At 70.6% G+C, this 17787-nt stretch carries 9 protein-coding genes; 6 read left to right on the top strand and 3 right to left on the bottom strand.

All coding sequences use genetic code 11. The annotated features are described in order from the left end of the window. Positions 1 to 471 precede the first annotated feature (471 nt). From ACFWP7_RS19020 to moeZ, 3 genes are all read left to right on the top strand, one after another. A complete protein-coding gene (locus ACFWP7_RS19020) occupies positions 472 to 1431 on the top strand; it encodes an NAD-dependent epimerase/dehydratase family protein (RefSeq protein ID WP_384382685.1) in 960 nt (319 codons plus the stop codon). After that, on the top strand, positions 1419 to 2168 hold the full coding sequence (locus tag ACFWP7_RS19015; RefSeq protein ID WP_384382684.1) for a spherulation-specific family 4 protein: 750 nt from the start codon (positions 1419 to 1421) through the stop codon (positions 2166 to 2168). Before ACFWP7_RS19020 ends, ACFWP7_RS19015 begins: the two co-directional genes overlap by 13 nt. Positions 2169 to 2231: 63 nt before the next feature. Continuing rightward, positions 2232 to 3410: an adenylyltransferase/sulfurtransferase MoeZ gene (gene moeZ, locus ACFWP7_RS19010; RefSeq protein ID WP_384382683.1), complete on the top strand. Its 1179-nt coding sequence runs from the start codon at positions 2232 to 2234 to the stop codon at positions 3408 to 3410. A 74-nt stretch (positions 3411 to 3484) separates the two neighbouring features. Here moeZ and ACFWP7_RS19005 read toward each other — a convergent pair whose 3' ends face one another. The 3 genes from ACFWP7_RS19005 to ACFWP7_RS18995 form a co-directional block, all read right to left on the bottom strand. After that, positions 3485 to 5038 carry an alpha/beta hydrolase gene (locus ACFWP7_RS19005; protein ID WP_384382682.1) on the bottom strand — a complete coding sequence of 518 codons (1554 nt, stop codon included), beginning with the start codon at positions 5036 to 5038 and terminating at the stop codon, positions 3485 to 3487. Between the two features lie 116 nt (positions 5039 to 5154). After that, complete coding sequence (locus tag ACFWP7_RS19000) at positions 5155 to 6699, bottom strand: alpha/beta hydrolase (RefSeq protein ID WP_384382681.1); 1545 nt, start codon at positions 6697 to 6699, stop codon at positions 5155 to 5157. A 154-nt stretch (positions 6700 to 6853) separates the two neighbouring features. Next, positions 6854 to 9718, bottom strand: a complete 2865-nt coding sequence (locus ACFWP7_RS18995) for a lysylphosphatidylglycerol synthase domain-containing protein (RefSeq protein ID WP_384382680.1) — start codon at positions 9716 to 9718, stop codon at positions 6854 to 6856. Between the two features lie 186 nt (positions 9719 to 9904). Between ACFWP7_RS18995 and ACFWP7_RS18990 the strand changes: the two genes are divergently transcribed. From ACFWP7_RS18990 to ACFWP7_RS18980, 3 genes are all read left to right on the top strand, one after another. Further along, entirely contained in the window at positions 9905 to 10270 is a 366-nt protein-coding gene (locus tag ACFWP7_RS18990) for an MGMT family protein (RefSeq protein WP_384382679.1), read from the top strand. A 306-nt stretch (positions 10271 to 10576) separates the two neighbouring features. Next, positions 10577 to 14050 (top strand): ATP-dependent helicase, encoded by a 3474-nt coding sequence (locus ACFWP7_RS18985; protein WP_384382678.1) that lies wholly within the window; start codon positions 10577 to 10579, stop codon positions 14048 to 14050. A 196-nt stretch (positions 14051 to 14246) separates the two neighbouring features. Continuing rightward, complete coding sequence (locus ACFWP7_RS18980) at positions 14247 to 17780, top strand: UvrD-helicase domain-containing protein (RefSeq protein ID WP_384382677.1); 3534 nt, start codon at positions 14247 to 14249, stop codon at positions 17778 to 17780. Positions 17781 to 17787: the final 7 nt, after the last annotated feature.

The following is a 17787-nucleotide window of genomic DNA, read 5'->3' as shown; positions in this document are numbered from 1 at the left end:
GGACCTGTGGACCGGCTCGCGCGCAGCCCTGAAGGCGGGCTCGGGGGAAGACCTGTGGACCGGCTCAGGGGCAGAGCAGGCAGAGCAGGCAGAGCCCAAGTCCGGCTTGTGCGCAGAGCTGTGGACCGGCTTACGGGCAGACCTGGAGGCCGGCGTGCAGGCAGACCTGAGGAGCGGCTGGTGCGCAGAGCTGAGTCCCAGCTCAGGGGTCGACCCGAAGACCGCCTCGCGCGCAGCCCTGAAGACCGGCGCACCGCAATCGGTGCCGTGTGCCGCGACCCGAAACCTGGCTCACGGTGCGCCCCAGCGCAGTGAGCCACGCCCGGCGGCCGGGGCTTTTCCCCCGTACCGGGCCCATTGCTCCCGCGGGGCCGACACCGCGGGCCCTCTCCCTGACCCACGGCATCACCCCGAAGGAGAACGCCAGATGATCACCTCCCGAACCGGAGAATCCGCCCCGGGAGCTGCCCGATGAGGGTCCTGCTGATCGGAGCCAACGGATACCTCGGCCGCTTCGTCGCCGACAGGCTGCTCGCCGACCCGGCCGTGCAGCTCACCGCACTCGGCCGGGGCGACGACGCCGACGTACGGTTCGACCTCGCCTCCGGCAGCCCCGGCGCGCTCACCCGCTTCCTGGACGCGGTGCACCCCGGAGCCGTCATCAACTGCGCCGGCGCCATCCGCGGCGGCGCACGCGAACTCACCCGGCACAACACCGTCGCCGTCGCCACCGTCTGCGAGGCCCTGCGCCGCAGCGGTTGCGGAGCGCGACTCGTGCAGATCGGCTGCGGCGCTGAGTACGGACCCAGTCAGCCCGGCTCCTCCACGGCCGAGGACGCTGTGCCACGCCCGGGTGGCCCGTACGGCGTGAGCAAGCTCGCCGCCACCGAACTCGTCCTCGGGTCCGGCCTGGACGCCGTCGTACTGCGGGTCTTCTCGCCCGCCGGGCCCAGCACCCCGGCAGGCTCCCCGCTGGGCCGCCTCGCCGAGGCCCTGCGCCGCGCCATGCAGTCCGGCGACGGCGAACTCAAGCTCGGCGGACTCGGCGTCCAGCGCGACTTCATCGACGTCCGCGATGTCGCTCGCGCCGTCCACGCCGCCTCGCTCTCCGCTGCCCAGGGCGTCATCAACATCGGCTCCGGCCGCGCCGTACGCCTCCGCGACGCCGCCGCCGTCCTCGCCCGCGTCGCCGGTTACGGCGGCGCGCTGCACGAACTCGACGGACCTTCCAGCCCCATCAGGCCGACCATCGGCCACCCCCGCACCGAACCGGACCATGCGGCCCCGGCCGCCTACCCCTATCCGGACGGCTGCGGCAGCTGGCAGCAGGCCGACGTACGCACCGCACGCGACCGGCTCGGCTGGCGGCCCCGGATCAACCTCGAGGAATCCCTCGCCGACATCTGGATGGAGGCGGCGTGCCGTATCTGACCAGCACCGCAACGGGCACCGCGAGCACCGACTTAGGCCTCGGCTTCGGCATCCCCGGCTATGCACACCCCCTTGTGGCTCCCGTGGAATGGAGCGAACTCACCCGCCCTGGTACCCCCTTGCACTGGGTCGTCCTGAACGTGGCCAAGGGCCCCGGCAGCCGCCCCGACCCGCACTGCCTGGAGGCCGCCGGACGGCTGCGCAACGCGGGCGTCCGGGTGCTCGGGAGCCTGGACAACACATTTGGCGCGCGCACCTTCGGTGAGCTGGTCTCCGACGCGCACCGGTATCTCGACTGGTACCGGGTCGACGGGTTCCTGCTCGACCGCTGCCCCACCGAGCGCGCCGCGCTTCCCGAGGTCCGCCGCACGGTCACCACACTCCGCGCGCTCCTCGACGGGGCGCATATCGTGCTGGGCCACGGCCGCCACCCGTACCCCGGATATGCCGAGAACGCCGACCAGTTGGTGACCTTCTCCGGCCCCTGGAGCGACTACCGCTGGTCGCAGGTCGCCGAGTGGACCGCCGACTATCCGCCCGAGCGCTTCTGCCACTTCGTGCATGGCGTACCGCGCGGCCATCTCGACGAGGCGCTGCGCATCGCCCGCTGGCAGGGCGCCTCGACGATCTACTTCACCGACCGCACGGATCGCGGCGGCCGCGTCGACCCCTGGGAGAACGTGCCCGGCTACTGGGACGAAATCGTCTCGCGGATCGGAACGGGTGTCTCGGAATGAAGAAGGGCGTGGCAGTGTTACGGGGAGTGCAACTGTAGTGATTGACCGACCAACGGAGTCCCCGTGTCGCTGCCACCCCTGGTCGAGCCCGCCGGCGAGCTCACCGTAGACGAGGTCCGTAGGTACTCCCGCCACCTGATCATCCCTGACGTGGGCATGGACGGGCAGAAGCGGCTGAAGAACGCCAAGGTGCTCTGTGTGGGCGCCGGCGGCCTCGGATCGCCGGCGCTGATGTACCTGGCCGCCGCGGGCGTGGGCACCCTCGGCATCGTGGAGTTCGACGAGGTCGACGAGTCGAACCTGCAGCGCCAGATCATCCACAGTCAGGCGGACATCGGCCGCTCCAAGGCCCAGTCGGCCCGCGACTCCGTCCTCGGCATCAACCCGTACGTGAACGTGGTCCTTCACGAAGTGCGGCTTGAAGCCGAGAACGTGATGGACATCTTCAGCCAGTACGACCTGATCGTCGACGGCACGGACAACTTCGCGACCCGCTACCTGGTCAACGACGCGGCCGTGCTCCTCAACAAGCCGTACGTGTGGGGCTCGATCTACCGCTTCGACGGCCAGGCGTCCGTCTTCTGGTCCGAGCACGGGCCCTGCTACCGCTGCCTCTACCCGGAGCCCCCGCCCCCCGGCATGGTCCCCTCCTGCGCCGAGGGCGGCGTCCTTGGCGTGCTGTGCGCGTCCATCGGCTCCATCCAGGTCAACGAGGCGATCAAGCTCCTCGCGGGCATCGGCGAGCCGCTGGTCGGCCGCCTGATGATCTACGACGCCCTGGAGATGCAGTACCGCCAGGTCAAGGTCCGCAAGGACCCGGACTGCGCGGTCTGCGGTGAGAACCCGACCGTCACCGAGCTCATCGACTACGAGGCCTTCTGCGGCGTCGTGTCCGAGGAGGCCCAGGAGGCGGCCGCCGGCTCGACGATCACTCCCAAGCAGCTCAAGGAGTGGATCGACGACGGCGAGAACATCGAGATCATCGACGTCCGCGAGATCAACGAGTACGAGATCGTCTCGATCCCCGGCGCCAAGCTGATCCCGAAGAACGAGTTCCTCATGGGCACCGCCCTGGAGACCCTTCCGCAGGACAAGAAGATCGTCCTGCACTGCAAGACGGGTGTCCGCAGTGCGGAAGTCCTCGCCGTCCTGAAGTCCGCGGGTTTCGCGGACGCGGTGCACCTCGGCGGCGGAGTGATCGGCTGGGTCAACCAGATCGAGCCGGACAAGCCGGTGTACTGATCGATGTACTGAGCAGCTGCTCTTCCGATGGCGGGGGTTGTGGGCACCGAGGGTGCCCGGAGCCCCCGCCATCGTCATGAACAGACCTTGCCGTCCTTCGGCACCGTCCCGTTCAGTAGATAGCTGTTCACCGTGGAGTCGACGCAGTCGCTCCCGCTCCCGTACGCCCCATGTCCCTCGCCCTTCCAGGTGAGCTCCACGCCGACACCCCTGCCCAGCTCGTCGGCCATCTTGCGGGCGCCCTCGTACGGCGTCGCCGGGTCCCCGGTGTTGCCCACGACCAGGACGGGCTCGGCTCCCGGCGCGCTGACCTCCGGGTTGTCGAACTGACCGGCCACCGGCCAGTCGTGGCACCAGCCCGCCGTGTCCCAGCCCAGGTAGTCGCCGAAGACGGGCGAGATCTTCTCGAACTCGGCCAGCTGCTTCTTCGTCTCCTCGGGAGTCGGCCGTTGCTTTTCGTCCAAGCACGATATGACCCGTTGTGAATGCGTCGTCGTGCCGTAGTTGCCCGAGGCGTCACGGTCGTTGTAGCTGTCGGCGAGTGACAGCAGCTCCGAGCCGTCCCCTTCCTCGGCCGCGTTCAGAGCGCTGGTCAGTGCCGGCCAGCTCTGCTCGCTGTAGAGCGGCACGACGATCCCGGTCAGGGCCAGCGTCTGGGTGAGCTTGCGTCCGGAAGAGCTCGGCAGCGGACTCGCGTCGATCCGGTCCAGCAGGTCCGTGATCTTCTGGGAGCCCTGCTTGGGGTCCTGGCCTGTGGACGTGAGGTAGTTGTCCAGGGCGCGCTGGAAGCCCAGGGCCTGGTTCTTGGCATGGCCCACCGTGTCGGCGCTCGGGTCGACGACGGCGTCCAACACCAGGCGTCCCACGTTCTTCGGGAACAAGTGGGCGTACACACCGCCGAGTTCGGTGCCGTACGAGATGCCGAAGTAGTGCATCTTCCGGTCGCCGAGGACCTGGCGCATCAGGTCCATGTCGCGGGCCGTGTCGGTCGTCGAGACGTGTGACAGCAACTTGCCGGCGGCTTTCTCGCAGCCCTTGCCGAAGGCGGTGGCGTCCTTGAAGTACGCCGCCTCCTCAGACGCGTCGTCCGGTGTGGCGTCCACCGACTCGGCGGCCTGGATCTCCTCGTCGCTGCGACAGCGCACGCCTTCGCTGGCGCCGACCCCGCGCGGGTCCCAGCTCACCAGGTCGTACCGGTCGTGAAGCTGGCCCACAGCACTCTCGTACGCGGGCATCGTGGAGACGCCCGAGCCGCCGGGGCCACCGAAGTTGAACAGGAGAGAGCCGATGCGGTCGCTCTGGTCGCCGCTCGCCTTCGAGCGGATCAGCGCGAGGCCGATCGTCTCGCCGTCCGGCTTCGCGTAGTCCAGCGGCACCTTGAGCGTCGCGCACTGCCAGTCGCCGCCCGGCGCGGGGGAGTCCGAAGCGGCCTTGCAACGGCCCCAGTCGAGCTTCTGCGAGGTCAGTGAGGCGGGCAGACCGGACGGTGTGGCGGAAGAAGGCGCGGCGGCGGACGGGCTGTCGCTGTTCTTTCCCTCGTTCTCGCCGTCATCGGACGAGCCTCCGCTACAGCCGGCCACCAGCAACGCGGCGGCGGCCGCGGCCGTCCACCGTGCGAATCGCGTCATGAGCTTCCCCCCTTGCCCGTGCTCCGCCGGAAGTCGCGGATCACATGCAGGCAATATTAGGCGGCCACGGGCTGCGATCGTCGCGCCCTGTGGATAACCGTTTGACCTGCGGCTTTCTAGGAGCAGACGGTTCCCGCCGACGGCACGGTTCCCTCCAGCAGATAGCCGTTCACCGCGTCCTGCACGCACTTGTTCCCGCTGTCGTACGCGCCGTGCCCCTGGCCCTTGTACGTCAGCTCGACACCGACTCCCTTGCCCAGCGCGTCCACCATCTTCTTCGCCCCCTCGTACGGCGTCGCCGGGTCGCCGGTGTTTCCGACGACGAGGATCGGCGCCGCACCGGCAGCGCTCACGTCAGGGTGGTCGGCGGCGCCCGCCACTGCCCAGTCGGTGCAGCTGACCATGCCCCAGGCCAGATAGTCGCCGAACAACGGCGATGAGGCCCGGAACTCCGGAAGCTTCGACTCCACGTATTCGGAGGTGTAGCGCGGCTTGTCGTCCGCGCAGTTGACGGAGATGTTCGCCGCCGTGATGTTGCTGTACTGCCCGTTCTGGTTGCGCCCGTTCATCGAGTCCGACAGCAGCATCAGCACCTTGCCGTCACCGTCGTACGCCTGCTCCAGACCTTCCGTCAGGTACTCCCAGAAGTCCTTGGAGTACAGGGCCTGCGCGATGCCGTTGGTCGCGGCGGTCTGAGTGAGCTGACGCGGGAAGACGCCGGGGATCGGCTTGCTGTCGAGGTCCGCGAGAAGCTTCGCGATGCGGTCCTTGACGTCCTGCGCGGTGTCGCCGATCGGGCAGTCCTCGGTCTTCGAGGTGCAGTCCTCGGCGAAGTTGTCGAGCGCGAGCTGGAAGCCCTCCGCCTGCCCCAGCGAGCCCTGCTCCGCGTTCTGTGTCGGGTCGACGACCGCGTCGAACACCGCCCGTCCCACGTTCTTGGGGAACAAGTGTGCGTAGACCCCGCCGAGTTCGGTGCCGTACGAAATACCGAAGTAGTGCAGCTTGCCATCGCCGAGAACCTGGCGCATCAGATCCATGTCCCGGGCCGCGTCGGTGGTGCGCAGGTGCGGGAGGGTCTTGCCCGAGTTCTTCTCGCAGGCCGCGTTGAAGCTCTTGGTGTTCTCCAGCAGTTTCTCCCGCTCGGCGCTGTCGTCCGGCGTGGCGTCCTGCTGGAAGTACTCGTCGAGCTGATCGTCGCTCTCGCATGTCACGCCGGCACTGCGGCCGACCCCGCGCGGGTCGAAGCTCACCAGGTCGTAGCGAGTACGCAGCTTCGCGTAGTCCTCACCGAAGGCGGGCAGTGTGGTGACGCCGGAGCCGCCGGGGCCCCCGAAGTTGAAGACGAGCGAGCCGACGCGCTTGCTCTGGTCGCCGCTGGTCGTCGCCCGGATCAGCGCGAGCCCGATCGTGTCGCCCTTGGGCGCGGCCCAGTCGAGGGGCGCCTTCAAGGTGGCGCACTGCCACTGCGTACCGCCCGGAAGAGGCGAGGGAGCATCCCCGCCACCCTCGGACTCGGACGGCGCCGGGCAGTCCTTCCAGCTCAGCTTCTGGGCCGTCAGATCCTCGTCCTTGGAGTCGTCGCCGCAGCCCGTCATCAAGGACGACAACAGGACGGCGGTGACGGTCAGGGCGGCGGCGCGCAGCTGGGGAGGGTTCGGCATGCTCCCCATCCTGCGGTCGTGCCGGGCAGGGCGCTCGGGGCGCGAGCCGTGTGGGTGAGGACGCGCTGTGTCCCGTACGAGATGGCTCGTACGGTGCGGCGTGTCGTCGTACGAGACGGCCCCGTACGGTGCCGCGTGATCCGCCTGACAGGCTCTATAGCGCGCCCTTGCGCGTCAGGTGGTTGAAGAACAGCCACCCCGGCAGCACCGGAATCCACAGTGTCAGCAACCGGTACAGGAGTACGGCGGGTGCTGCGACCTCCTTGGGGAGGCCGACCGCGATCAGGCCGACCGTGAGGGTCGCCTCGACCGCGCCGACGCCACCGGGGGTCGGCGCCGCCGAGCCGAGCGCGTTACCGGCGAGGAAGACGACGGCGACGCTGGCGAGGCTGAGGGTGTGGGTCTCCTCGTGGCCGAATGCACGGATCGACGCGTCCAGGCACATCACGAAGCAGGCGGTGAGCAGGAGCATGCCGCCGATGCCGGTGATCAGCTTCTGCGGCCGCTGCAGCACGTCGAGCATGCGCGGGATGACGCCCGCGAACAGCGACCTCACGCGCGTGGAGACGAATTTGCGCAGGAACGGCACCGATGTCACCACGAGGACCAGTACGGCGACGGTGAGCAGACCGGCGATGACCGTGCGGGACGGCGACAGGGAGGGTGTTTTCTCGGTGCCGGTCAGGTAGCCGAAGGAGAGCAGCATCAGGATGTGGCAGCCGAGTCCGAACAGCTGCGACGCGCCGACGCTGGCCACCGCGAGCCCCGGCCGCACCCCGGCGCGCTGCAGGAATCGCGTGTTCAGGGCCACGCCGCCGACTGCGGCGGGGGCCACGATCTTCACGAACGAGCCTGCCACCTGCGCCGCCACGGCGCGCAGGAACGGAACGCGCTCGGGCACGAAGCCGAGCAGACTCATCGCCGCCGCGAAGTAGCTCAGCGCCGAGAACAGCACCGCCGCGGCGACCCAGCCCCATTCGGCGCTGTCGAAGAGGGTGCCGAACTCGATATGGGTGAGCTGGGTCAGCAGGAAGTAGGCGCCGATAGCGCCGGCGATGAAACTGAGCAGGGTGCGCGGCCGAACACGCTCCAGGCGGACGGGTTCGACCGGTGCCTGCGGCCTGATCAGCAGCACCTGGTGGCGGATCTGGGTGAGCAGATCCTCCTCGCGCGCCTCGTCCAGTGCATCGTCGATCGCCCGCTTCTCGGCCCGCTGCTCCGCCCGAACGGCCTTCTTGTCCGGCTTTTCCAGTACGGGCGCGGTGTCTTCCTTGGCTTCCTCGGCGCGGGCGAGTCTGTCCAGCCGGGAGGCCTCCAGAACCGCTTCACGCTCGCGCTGGGCGCGCTCCCGGGCGAGTTTGCGCAGAGTCGCGCGCGTGGCGCGCGTCAGCGCGATGGGCTGGAGCATCGGCAGACAGTCGGCGACCGAGTCCGGGCCGAGTACGCCGACCGCAGAGGCCACCGCGCGCTCGGCGCCCACGCGAAGCCCCATGGTGGTGACCAGCTGGGCGATGTCCACGCGCAGCAACAGGTCACCGGCGGCAATCTCGCCGCCGCGCAGATCGGTGAGGATCACCGTGCCGGAACGATCCACCAGAATCGCGTCTCCCGCGAGCCTGCGATGCGCGATGCGCCGGGACTGCAGTGCCTGCACCTGATGCCAGGTGTCGCGCAGGAGGTCGTCGGTGATGAACTCGTCGGGCAGTGAGTCGAGGGTGCGGCCACCGGTGTGCTCGTAGACGAGCATCACGGCGTCCGGGCCCAGTTCGGAGGTCGCGATCAGCTTGGGCGCGTTGGCTCCGGCCGCGATGGCCGCGTACGCGAGAAGGGCCTCCTGTTCGAGGGCCTGGCGCAGGGACTGGAGGCTGCGGCGGGTGGTGATGCCGCGCAACGTGAGCCGTCGCCATACACGGTAGAAGAAGCCCTGTGCCTGCTGCTCGCGGTCAACCACCGTGACGTCCAGTGGTGGGCCGTCCTCCAGGGTGACGAAGTAGCGTCGGCCGCGGTCGCCGTTCTCCGTGGCGACCTCATGGGCCTCCTCGCGGGCCGCCGTCACCGGATGGAAGCCGACGTGCCGCAGTCCCGCCATCAGCGTCCGCCCGGTGGGCCGTACGTTCGGCGAGCCGACCGCGTACAGCGTCCCGTACGCGACGGTCCAGCCGATCAGCACCGTGAGGATGATCGAGAACGGCGTCGTATAGCCGGTGACCAGCATCGAGAAGGCGTCGAGGAGCAGCACCACCCACAGCACCGCGCGCCAGCGGGGTCGGCGGGACATGCCGACGGCCGTCATGTACGCGATGACCGGCGCGAGATAGCCGTGCACCGGGTCGGTGAGGGCGTGGATGTCGCCCGGCGAGGGCTGGGTGAGCGCTTCCTGGATGGAGTTCGGGGCGGCTTTCGCGACCCACAGGTCGGTGGCGAGTGTCACTCCGTGCGCGAGGACCGCGGCGAGGACGCCGTCGGCGATCCGCAGCCCGTCCCGTTTGATCAGCCGTTCGATCGCGAATGCGACCGGTACCAGGAGGATCGCGATGCTCGATGCCAGACCTGCGATCTTGATCAGTAGATCGGGTGCCTGGCCCGTGCCCTTGTTGATGTCCTGTTCGAGTCCGGATGTGGTGCCGTGTGCGAACGCGGCGATGGCGAGCAGCAGGACGATCGCGAGGAACCCGACCAGGAGGCGCATCAGATCGGACGGACGGTGCACGCGCGCGGGGAGCAGCGGTTCGTCGCCCTCGACCTCGTCGTTGTGGACTTCGTCCACGCAGTCGGCGTCCCGCTCGACCTGCTTCTTCTCGTCGTCGTACGTCTTTTTGAACGTCTTGGGGGCGAGATCGTCGTCCGGCTTGGTGAGGGGCTCAGCGCGCGACGTGGTACTGGGCGCTTTGCCAGCCTTGGAGGTGGACTCGGTGATCTGCTCGCCCGTCTCCTTCTCGTCGGCTTCGCCGGAGTCCGGGCGCGACGAAGCCGCGGAGGTGCCCTCCGCGTTTTCGGGGTGCACGCCCTGCTGCCTCATGGACTCTTCTTGATCTCGTATCACCGGTCACCGCCCGCACGATGGTGGCATGCCCCACCGACACACGGGGGCATCAGGGTGCAAATGCGGGGGCGCACAGTCTGCCCCACGCGCTGCCTCGGAGCGAGGAATACGCACAGTCTTCACCACGTCACATTGTCGGTGGGGTGGTGCAGGATGGGGCGGATGAGCGAGGAGAGCCTTCCGGCGGACGACCTGCCGGAGTACGCGGAGCGGGTCCTTGAGGTCGCCGAGCTGATCCCGCCCGGGCGGGTGATGACGTACGGGGATGTCGCCGAGTGGCTGGAGGAGGGCGGGCCGCGCCAGGTGGGCCGCGTGATGGCCCTCTACGGGGGAGCGGTTCCGTGGTGGCGTGTCATACGCACGGACGGTGTGCTGCTCCCGGGCCACGAACTCGAGGCGCTGGCCCACTACCGCGTCGAGGGGACTCCACTGAAGGAGGCGGGCAGGGCGTCCGAAGGGCATCTGCCGCGCGTCGACATGAGACGGGCGCGATGGGACGGCGGCGAACGCGCGGAGAGTCACACCTGACAGCTTCCGGTATCGGACGGGCGGAGGGGGAGCCTGTGGCCCGTACGGGGGAAGCGAGGCACATCCGTGACATGCCGTACGTTCGAGGAACGCGGGACGCGCGGGGCCTGCGAGAAGAAGGGGAAGGCCTCCTTCCACAGTGCTCACCGGCGTAGCGTCGTCGACGCGGATCCCTCTCACCCCGCAGCCACCGCCCCGAACGCGCGGCAGTCCTCCCATCACTCGCCCGATCACCACCCCCGTCACGACGGCGCTCAGCGCCGACCGTGACGATCCCCAGCACAACCACCAGGACCGGCGAACCACGTGAGCTCCACTTCCTCCATCAGGCGCCTGTCGCACCCCAACGTGCGACAGGGGACCCGCGGCGCGTATCGACTGGTTCGTACCCCGCCGGGCCGAGTGGATCCCCCTCGTCTGGACGCAGGGCAGCGCTCCGTGGTTGACCACAAGGGCGGCCCACTGCTCGTTCTCGCAGGTCCGGGCACTGGAAAGACGACCACGCTGGTCGAGTCCGTGGCCGCCCGGATCGCACAGGGCTGCGATCCGGAACGGGTTCTGGTGCTGACCTTCAGCAGGAAGGCCGCCGTAGAGCTGCGCGACCGCATGGCGCTGCGCATAGGCGCCGCGCGCGCCCCACAGGCGACCACCTTCCACTCCTTCTGCTACGCCCTTGTCCGCGCCCACCAGGACAGCGACCTGTTCGTGGAACCCCTCCGGCTGCTGTCGGGTCCCGAACAGGACGTGGCGGTGCGCGAGCTGCTCGCGGGCCAGCCCGACCTGGAGCGCCTCGGTCTCACGCATGTGCGCTGGCCGGACGATCTGCGTGCCTGCCTGACCACCCGAGGCTTCGCCGACGAGGTCCGCGCGGTCCTGGCCCGCAGTCGTGAGCTCGGCCTGAGCCCCGATGCCCTGAACGCCTTCGCCGCCCGCATCGGCCGGCCCGACTGGGGCGCCGCCGCGGCCTTCCTCGCCGAGTACCTCGACGTTCTCGACATGCAAGGAGTGCTCGACTACGCGGAACTCGTCCACCGCGCGGTGCTGCTCGCCGGACGCCCCGGTGTCGCCGAACGCCTGGCCGCGCGGTACGACGCCGTCTACGTGGACGAGTACCAGGACACCGACCCGGCGCAGGTACGACTGCTGCGGGCCCTCGCAGGCAGTGGCCGTACCCTCGTCGCCTTCGGCGACCCCGACCAGTCCATCTACACCTTCCGGGGCGCCGACGTGAACGGCATCCTGGACTTCCCGGACGCCTTTCCGCGCGCGGACGGCCGCCCGGCGCCGGTCGAGGTCCTCAGGACGTCCCGCCGCTCGGGCGCCGTCCTGCTGACCGCCACCCGCCTGGTCACCCAGCGCATGCCGCTGACCCGCCTACCGGCGGAGAAGGTCCGGGCCCACCGCGAGCTGTCCCCGGTACGGGACGGCGGCCGGATCGAGGTCTACACGTACCCGACGTCCGGCACGGAGCTGGACAACATCGCCGACATCGTCCGCCGCGCCCACCTGGAGGACGGCGTCCCCTGGAGCGAGATGGCCGTCCTGGTGCGCGCCGGCTCCCGCACGATCCCGACGATCCGACGTGCGCTCACCGCGGCCGGGGTGCCGCTCGACATCGACGGCGACGATCTGCCGCTGCGGCACGAGCCGGCGGTCGCGCCGCTGCTGACAGCGCTGCGGGCGGTGGCGCGGGCGGAGCTGGGCACGGACACCGACTCCGGCGCCGACATCGACGTAACCGAGGTGGACGCTGCGGGGGACCTGCCTGGGCAGGAACACGCATCCGCGGAGGAAGCCGAGAGCGCCGACTCACGGGAGCCCCATGAGCCCCATCAGGCCGATGAGGCCCATGAGGTGGCTGTATCGGCCGTACCGGCCGGGCCGGAGCCGGAGACGCCGGAGACCCCCTGGCTCGACGCCGAAACCGCCCTCACCCTGCTCGCCTCGCCCCTCGCGAGCATGGACACCGCCGACCTGCGGCGCCTTGGCCGTGCACTGCGCGAGGAGGAGCGCGCCGCCGGCAACCACGTACCGCCGCCCTCCGACGAACTGCTGACCCGCGCGCTGGCCGAGCCGGAGCGGCTCGTCGCGCACGACCCTGCGTACGCCCGCGGCGCCCAGCGCCTGGGTGCGCTGCTGCGGAAGGCGCGGGAGCGCCTCGCGGGCGGAGGGACGGCCGAGGAGGCGCTCTGGGACCTGTGGGAGGGCACGCCGTGGCCACAGCGCCTGGAGCGGGCTGCCCGGCGTGGCGGCGCGGCCGGGCGCAACGCCGACCGCGACCTCGACGCCGTGTGCGCGTTGTTCGCGACCGCGACCCGCGCCGAGGAGCGCACCGGCGGCCGTGGCACCCTCAACTTCCTGGAGGAGATCGAGGCCCAGGACATCGCCGCCGACACGCTCACCCGCAGGGCTGTACGTCCCGACGCCGTGCGTCTGATGACCGCGCACCGCTCCAAGGGCCTGGAGTGGCGCCTCGTCGTCGTCGCGGGCGTCCAGGAGGGGCTGTGGCCGGACCTGCGCCGCCGCGGGTCCCTGCTGGAAGCCGACCGCATCGGACGCGACGGCCTGGCCGAACCCCTCACGCCCGGAGCGCTCCTCTCCGAAGAGCGCCGATTGTTCTACGTGGCCGCCACGCGCGCGCGTGAACGCCTCGTCGTCACCGCGGTGAAGGCCCCCGCCGACGACGGCGACCAGCCCTCCCGCTTCCTCACCGAACTCGGCGTCGAGCCCAAGGACGTCACCGGCCGCCCGCGCCGCCCGCTGTCCGTCGCGGCGCTGGTCGCCGAACTGCGCGCCACGACCGTGGATCCCCGAGCCTCGGACACCCTCAGGCAGGCCGCGGCCCACCGCCTGGCCAGGCTCGCCGCGCTCGGCGACGAGGACGGCCGACCTCTGGTGCCGTCCGCACACCCCTACCGCTGGTGGGGTCTGTACGAGCCGACCGAGAGCAAGATTCCGCTGCGCAACCGCGACCAGCCCGTCGTGCTCTCCGGAAGCGCTCTCGACCAGCTCGCCAACACCTGCGCCCTGCAGTGGTTCCTGGGGCGCGAGGTGAAGGCCGACGCGCCCGCGACCGCAGCCCAGGGCTTCGGCAACGTGGTACACGTCCTCGCCGACGAGGTCGCCTCCGGACGCACCCCGGCCGACCTGACCGTCCTCATGGAGCGCCTCGACTCCGTGTGGAACGCGCTCGCCTTCGACGCGCCGTGGAAGTCCGCGCAGGAGAAGGAGCACGCGCGCGTGGCGCTCGAACGCTTCCTGAAGTGGCACGTGATGGACCGCACCGGACGTACGCCGGTGGCCAGTGAGCACGACTTCGACGTGACTCTCGAAGCGGGCGACTACGAAGTACGCATCCGCGGCTCCATGGACCGCGTCGAGGCGGACGCCGAAGGCCGCGCCTATGTGGTCGACTTCAAGACCGGCAAGCAGGCGCCGAGCGCCGCCGAGGTGGCGCACCACCCGCAACTCGCCGTCTACCAGCTCGCCATCAGCGAGGGCGCCGCCGACGACGCCTTCGACGGCGTACGCCCCCAGCCCGGCGGCGCCGAACTCGTCCAGTTGCGCCAGGGTGCCGCCAAGAAGAACGGTGGTGAGACCCTCCCCAAGGTGCAGGCCCAGGAGCCCCTGGAGGGCGAGTGGGTCGGCGATCTGCTCGCCACCGCTGCGGGCAAGGTCCTCGACGAACGGTTCTCGCCCACAACCGGTCAGCACTGCACGCACTGCGCGTTCCGGGCGTCGTGCAGCGCGCGGCCCGAAGGGCGGCACGTGGTCGAGTGACGCGTGTGCCGCTCCGTGACGTGTGCACAGTTCCGTGATCCGTGCGTAGTTCTGTGACCTGTGCGTGCTGCGTGGTGCGGGCGCGGCCGAGTGGTGGGTGCGTGATGTATCGCACCACCTGCGCTGACCAGCGCATCCTTCGGCCCCGCGGCCGATGTGGCCCGCGCTGTCAGTGCGCGCCGCTAGCCTCTCTGACGTGCCAGCCCGTATCACCGACCCCGAGCAGCTCAACGAGCTCTTGGGCATCCCGTTCACCCCGGAGCAGACGGCCTGCATCACCGCACCGCCCGCCCCGCAGGTGATCGTGGCCGGAGCCGGTTCGGGCAAGACCACGGTGATGGCGGCACGCGTGGTGTGGCTGGTCGGCACCGGACAGGTCGCCCCCGAGCAGGTCCTCGGCCTGACGTTCACGAACAAGGCGGCCGGTGAACTCGCCGAGCGCGTCCGCAAGGCGCTGATCAAGGCAGGCGTCACCGACCCGGACGCGATCGACCCGGACAACCCGCCGGGCGAGCCGGTCATCTCCACGTACCACGCCTTCGCGGGCCGCCTGCTGACCGACCACGGCCTGCGCATCGGACTCGAACCGACGTCCCGCCTGCTGGCCGACGCCACCCGCTACCAGCTCGCCGCCCGCGTGCTGCGTGAGGCACCGGGACCGTACCCGGCGCTCACCCGCTCCTTCCCGGACCTGGTCGGCGACCTCCTCACGCTCGACTCCGAACTCGCCGAACACCTTGTACGCCCCGAGGACCTGCGCAGGTACGACGCCGAACTGCTGCGATCCCTGGAGGGTGCCAAACTCACCAACGCCGACCTCCGCAAGGTCCCCGACGCGGCGGCGGCCCGGCGCGAACTGGCCGACCTGGTGGGCCGCTACCGGGCAGCCAAACGCGAACGCGATCTCCTCGACTTCGGCGACCAGATCGCCCTGTCGGCCACCCTGGCCCGCACCCGCCCCGAGGTCGGAACCATCCTGCGCGACGAGTTCCGCGTGGTCCTGCTGGACGAGTACCAGGACACCTCCGTGGCCCAGCGCGTCCTGCTCGCCGGGCTCTTCGGCGGCGGCACCGGCCACCCGGTGACCGCGGTCGGCGACCCCTGCCAGGCGATCTACGGCTGGCGCGGCGCCTCCGTCGCCAACCTCGACGACTTCCCCGAGCACTTCGCGCACCCCGACGGCCGCCTCGCGACCCGCCAGGCACTCAGCGAGAACCGCCGCAGTGGGGGGCGCCTCCTGGACCTCGCCAACGGCCTCGCCGAGCCCCTGCGCGCCATGCACGCGGGCGTGGAGGCACTCCGTCCCGCCCCCGGAGCCGAGCGCGACGGCCTGGTCCGTTGCGCGCTGCTGCGGACCCACGCCGAGGAGATCGACTGGCTCGGCGACTCCATCGCCCATCTCGTACGCACCGGAAAGGCGCCCGGTGAGATCGCGGTGCTGTGCCGTACGGCGACCGACTTCGCCGAGATCCAGGGCGCGCTCGTCGCCCGCGACATCCCCGTGGAGGTGGTGGGCCTCTCCGGGCTGCTGCACCTCCCCGAGGTCGCCGACCTCGTCGCCGTCTGCGAGGTCCTCCAGGACCCCGGCGCCAACGCCTCCCTAGTACGCCTGCTCACCGGCCCGCGCTGGCGCATCGGCCCGCGCGACCTGGCCCTCCTGGGGAGGCGCGCCCGCCATCTCGTGACCCACACGCGCGTGGGCGCCGACGACGACCCGGACCGCCGGCTCGCCGCGGCAGTCGAGGGGGTCGACCCGGCCGAGGTGATATCGCTCGCGGACGCGCTCGACACGTTCCTGGAGATGCCCATCGAGGCCCAAGGGGACGACGACGGACTGCCCTTCTCGCCGGACGCGCGCGTGCGCTTCGCGCGGCTCGCCGCCGAACTGCGCGATCTGCGCCGCTCGCTGGCCGACCCACTGATGGACGTCCTGCACCGGGTGCTCGCCGTCACCGGCCTGGAGGTCGAACTCTCCGCGTCCCCGCACGCGCTGGCCGCCCGGCGACGCGAGACGCTGTCGAACTTCCTGGACGTCGCCGCGTCCTTCGCCGCGGGCGACGGAGAGGCGACCCTGCTGGCCTTCCTGGGCTTCCTGCGGACCGCCGCGCAGTACGAGAAAGGCCTCGACAACGCCCTCCCGGGCGGCGAGAACACCGTCAAGGTGCTCACCGCGCACAAGTCCAAGGGCCTGGAGTGGGACGTCGTCGTGGTCCCCGGCCTGGTCACCGGCACCTTCCCCAGCACCCAGGGGCGCGAGAAATGGACCGCCCAGGGCAAGGTCCTGCCGCACGAGCTGCGTGGAGACGCCGACACCCTGCCCGACATCGAAGCGTGGGACGCCAGGGGCATCAAGGCCTTCCACGAGGCGATGAAGGAGCACCAGCACACCGAGGAACTCCGCCTCGGGTACGTCACCTTCACCCGCCCCCGCTCACTCCTGATCGGCTCCGGCCACTGGTGGGGGCCCTCTCAGAAGAAGCCGCGCGGCCCCTCGGACTTCCTGCGCGCCCTGTACGAGCACTGCGCTGCCGGACACGGAGACATCGAGGTCTGGGCGGACGAACCCGCCGAGGACGACGAGAACCCCGCCCTTCACGAGGCGTCCGCCGACCACGCCTGGCCGCTTCCGCTCGACGACGCGGCGCTCGTACGCCGCCGCGCGGCCGCGGAGACCGTACTCGCCCACCTGGAGCGGGTCGCGTCCCACCAGGAGGCCCATCCAGGGGCCGCCCACGCCTCGACCCCCTCCCCTTCGACCCAGTTCCCGGCTTCGGCTCCGTCCTCGTACGAGGACCCTGAGTGGCCGCCTCCGCCCGAGGACGACGAACCGCCGGACCTCCAGGAGGACGACGGCTCCGAGTGGGCCTCCTGGACGGCTGACCGCCCGAAGGTTCCGCACCAGGCACCGGCCCCCGAGGCTCGTCCTCACCCCGAGGACCCGGAGCGTCTCACCCCCGAGGAATCCCGCACGCTCGCCTCCTGGGACCGCGACCTGGACGCGCTCACAGGAGAGCTCCTGCGCGCCCGCGCGGGCGTCACGGACGTACCCCTGCCGTCGTCGCTCACCGCGTCGCAGGTGCTGCGCCTTGCCGCCGACCCGGACGGCTTCGCGCAGGAGCTGGCCCGCCCCATGCCGCGCCCCCCGCAGCCCGCCGCGCGCCGCGGCACCCGCTTCCACGCGTGGGTGGAGTCCCGCTTCGAGGAGCTGCGGCTGCCCATGCTGGAGCCGGATGAGCTGCCCGGCAGCGAGGCCGAGATCGCCGACGAACGCGACCTGGAGGCTCTCAAGGACGCCTTCGAACGCACCCCGTACGCACACCGCACTCCCTACCGCGTCGAGGTTCCCTTCCAGCTCGCCATCGCGGGCCGCGTGGTGCGCGGCCGTATCGACGCGGTCTACAGGGAGGCCGAAAACAACGGTGACGGCAACGGCGCGGCCGGCAGGGAGGGCGGCGACGGCGGCACGACGTACGAGATCGTGGACTGGAAGACCAACCGCAGTCGCACCGCGGACCCCCTCCAGCTCGCGCTCTACCGCCTGGCCTGGGCAGAACAGCAGGGCGTGCCTCTGGAGGCGGTCAAGGCGGCGTTCCTGTACGTCCGCAGCGGAGAGGTCGTACGACCGGACGGCCTTCCGGACCGGGCCGCACTGGAGCGGCTGCTCATGGAGGGCCCACAGGAAGAGGCATCCGGGGAACCACCGGACGAACACGCCTCTGTGGGCGGATAGGCTCGTG

Origin of the sequence: Streptomyces sp. NPDC058470 (assembly GCF_042721055.1) — a bacterium.
Classification (GTDB): Bacteria; Actinomycetota; Actinomycetes; order Streptomycetales; family Streptomycetaceae; genus Streptomyces.
Note: the sequence above shows the minus strand (reverse complement) of the source record. Positions and strands in the feature narration are given on the sequence as shown.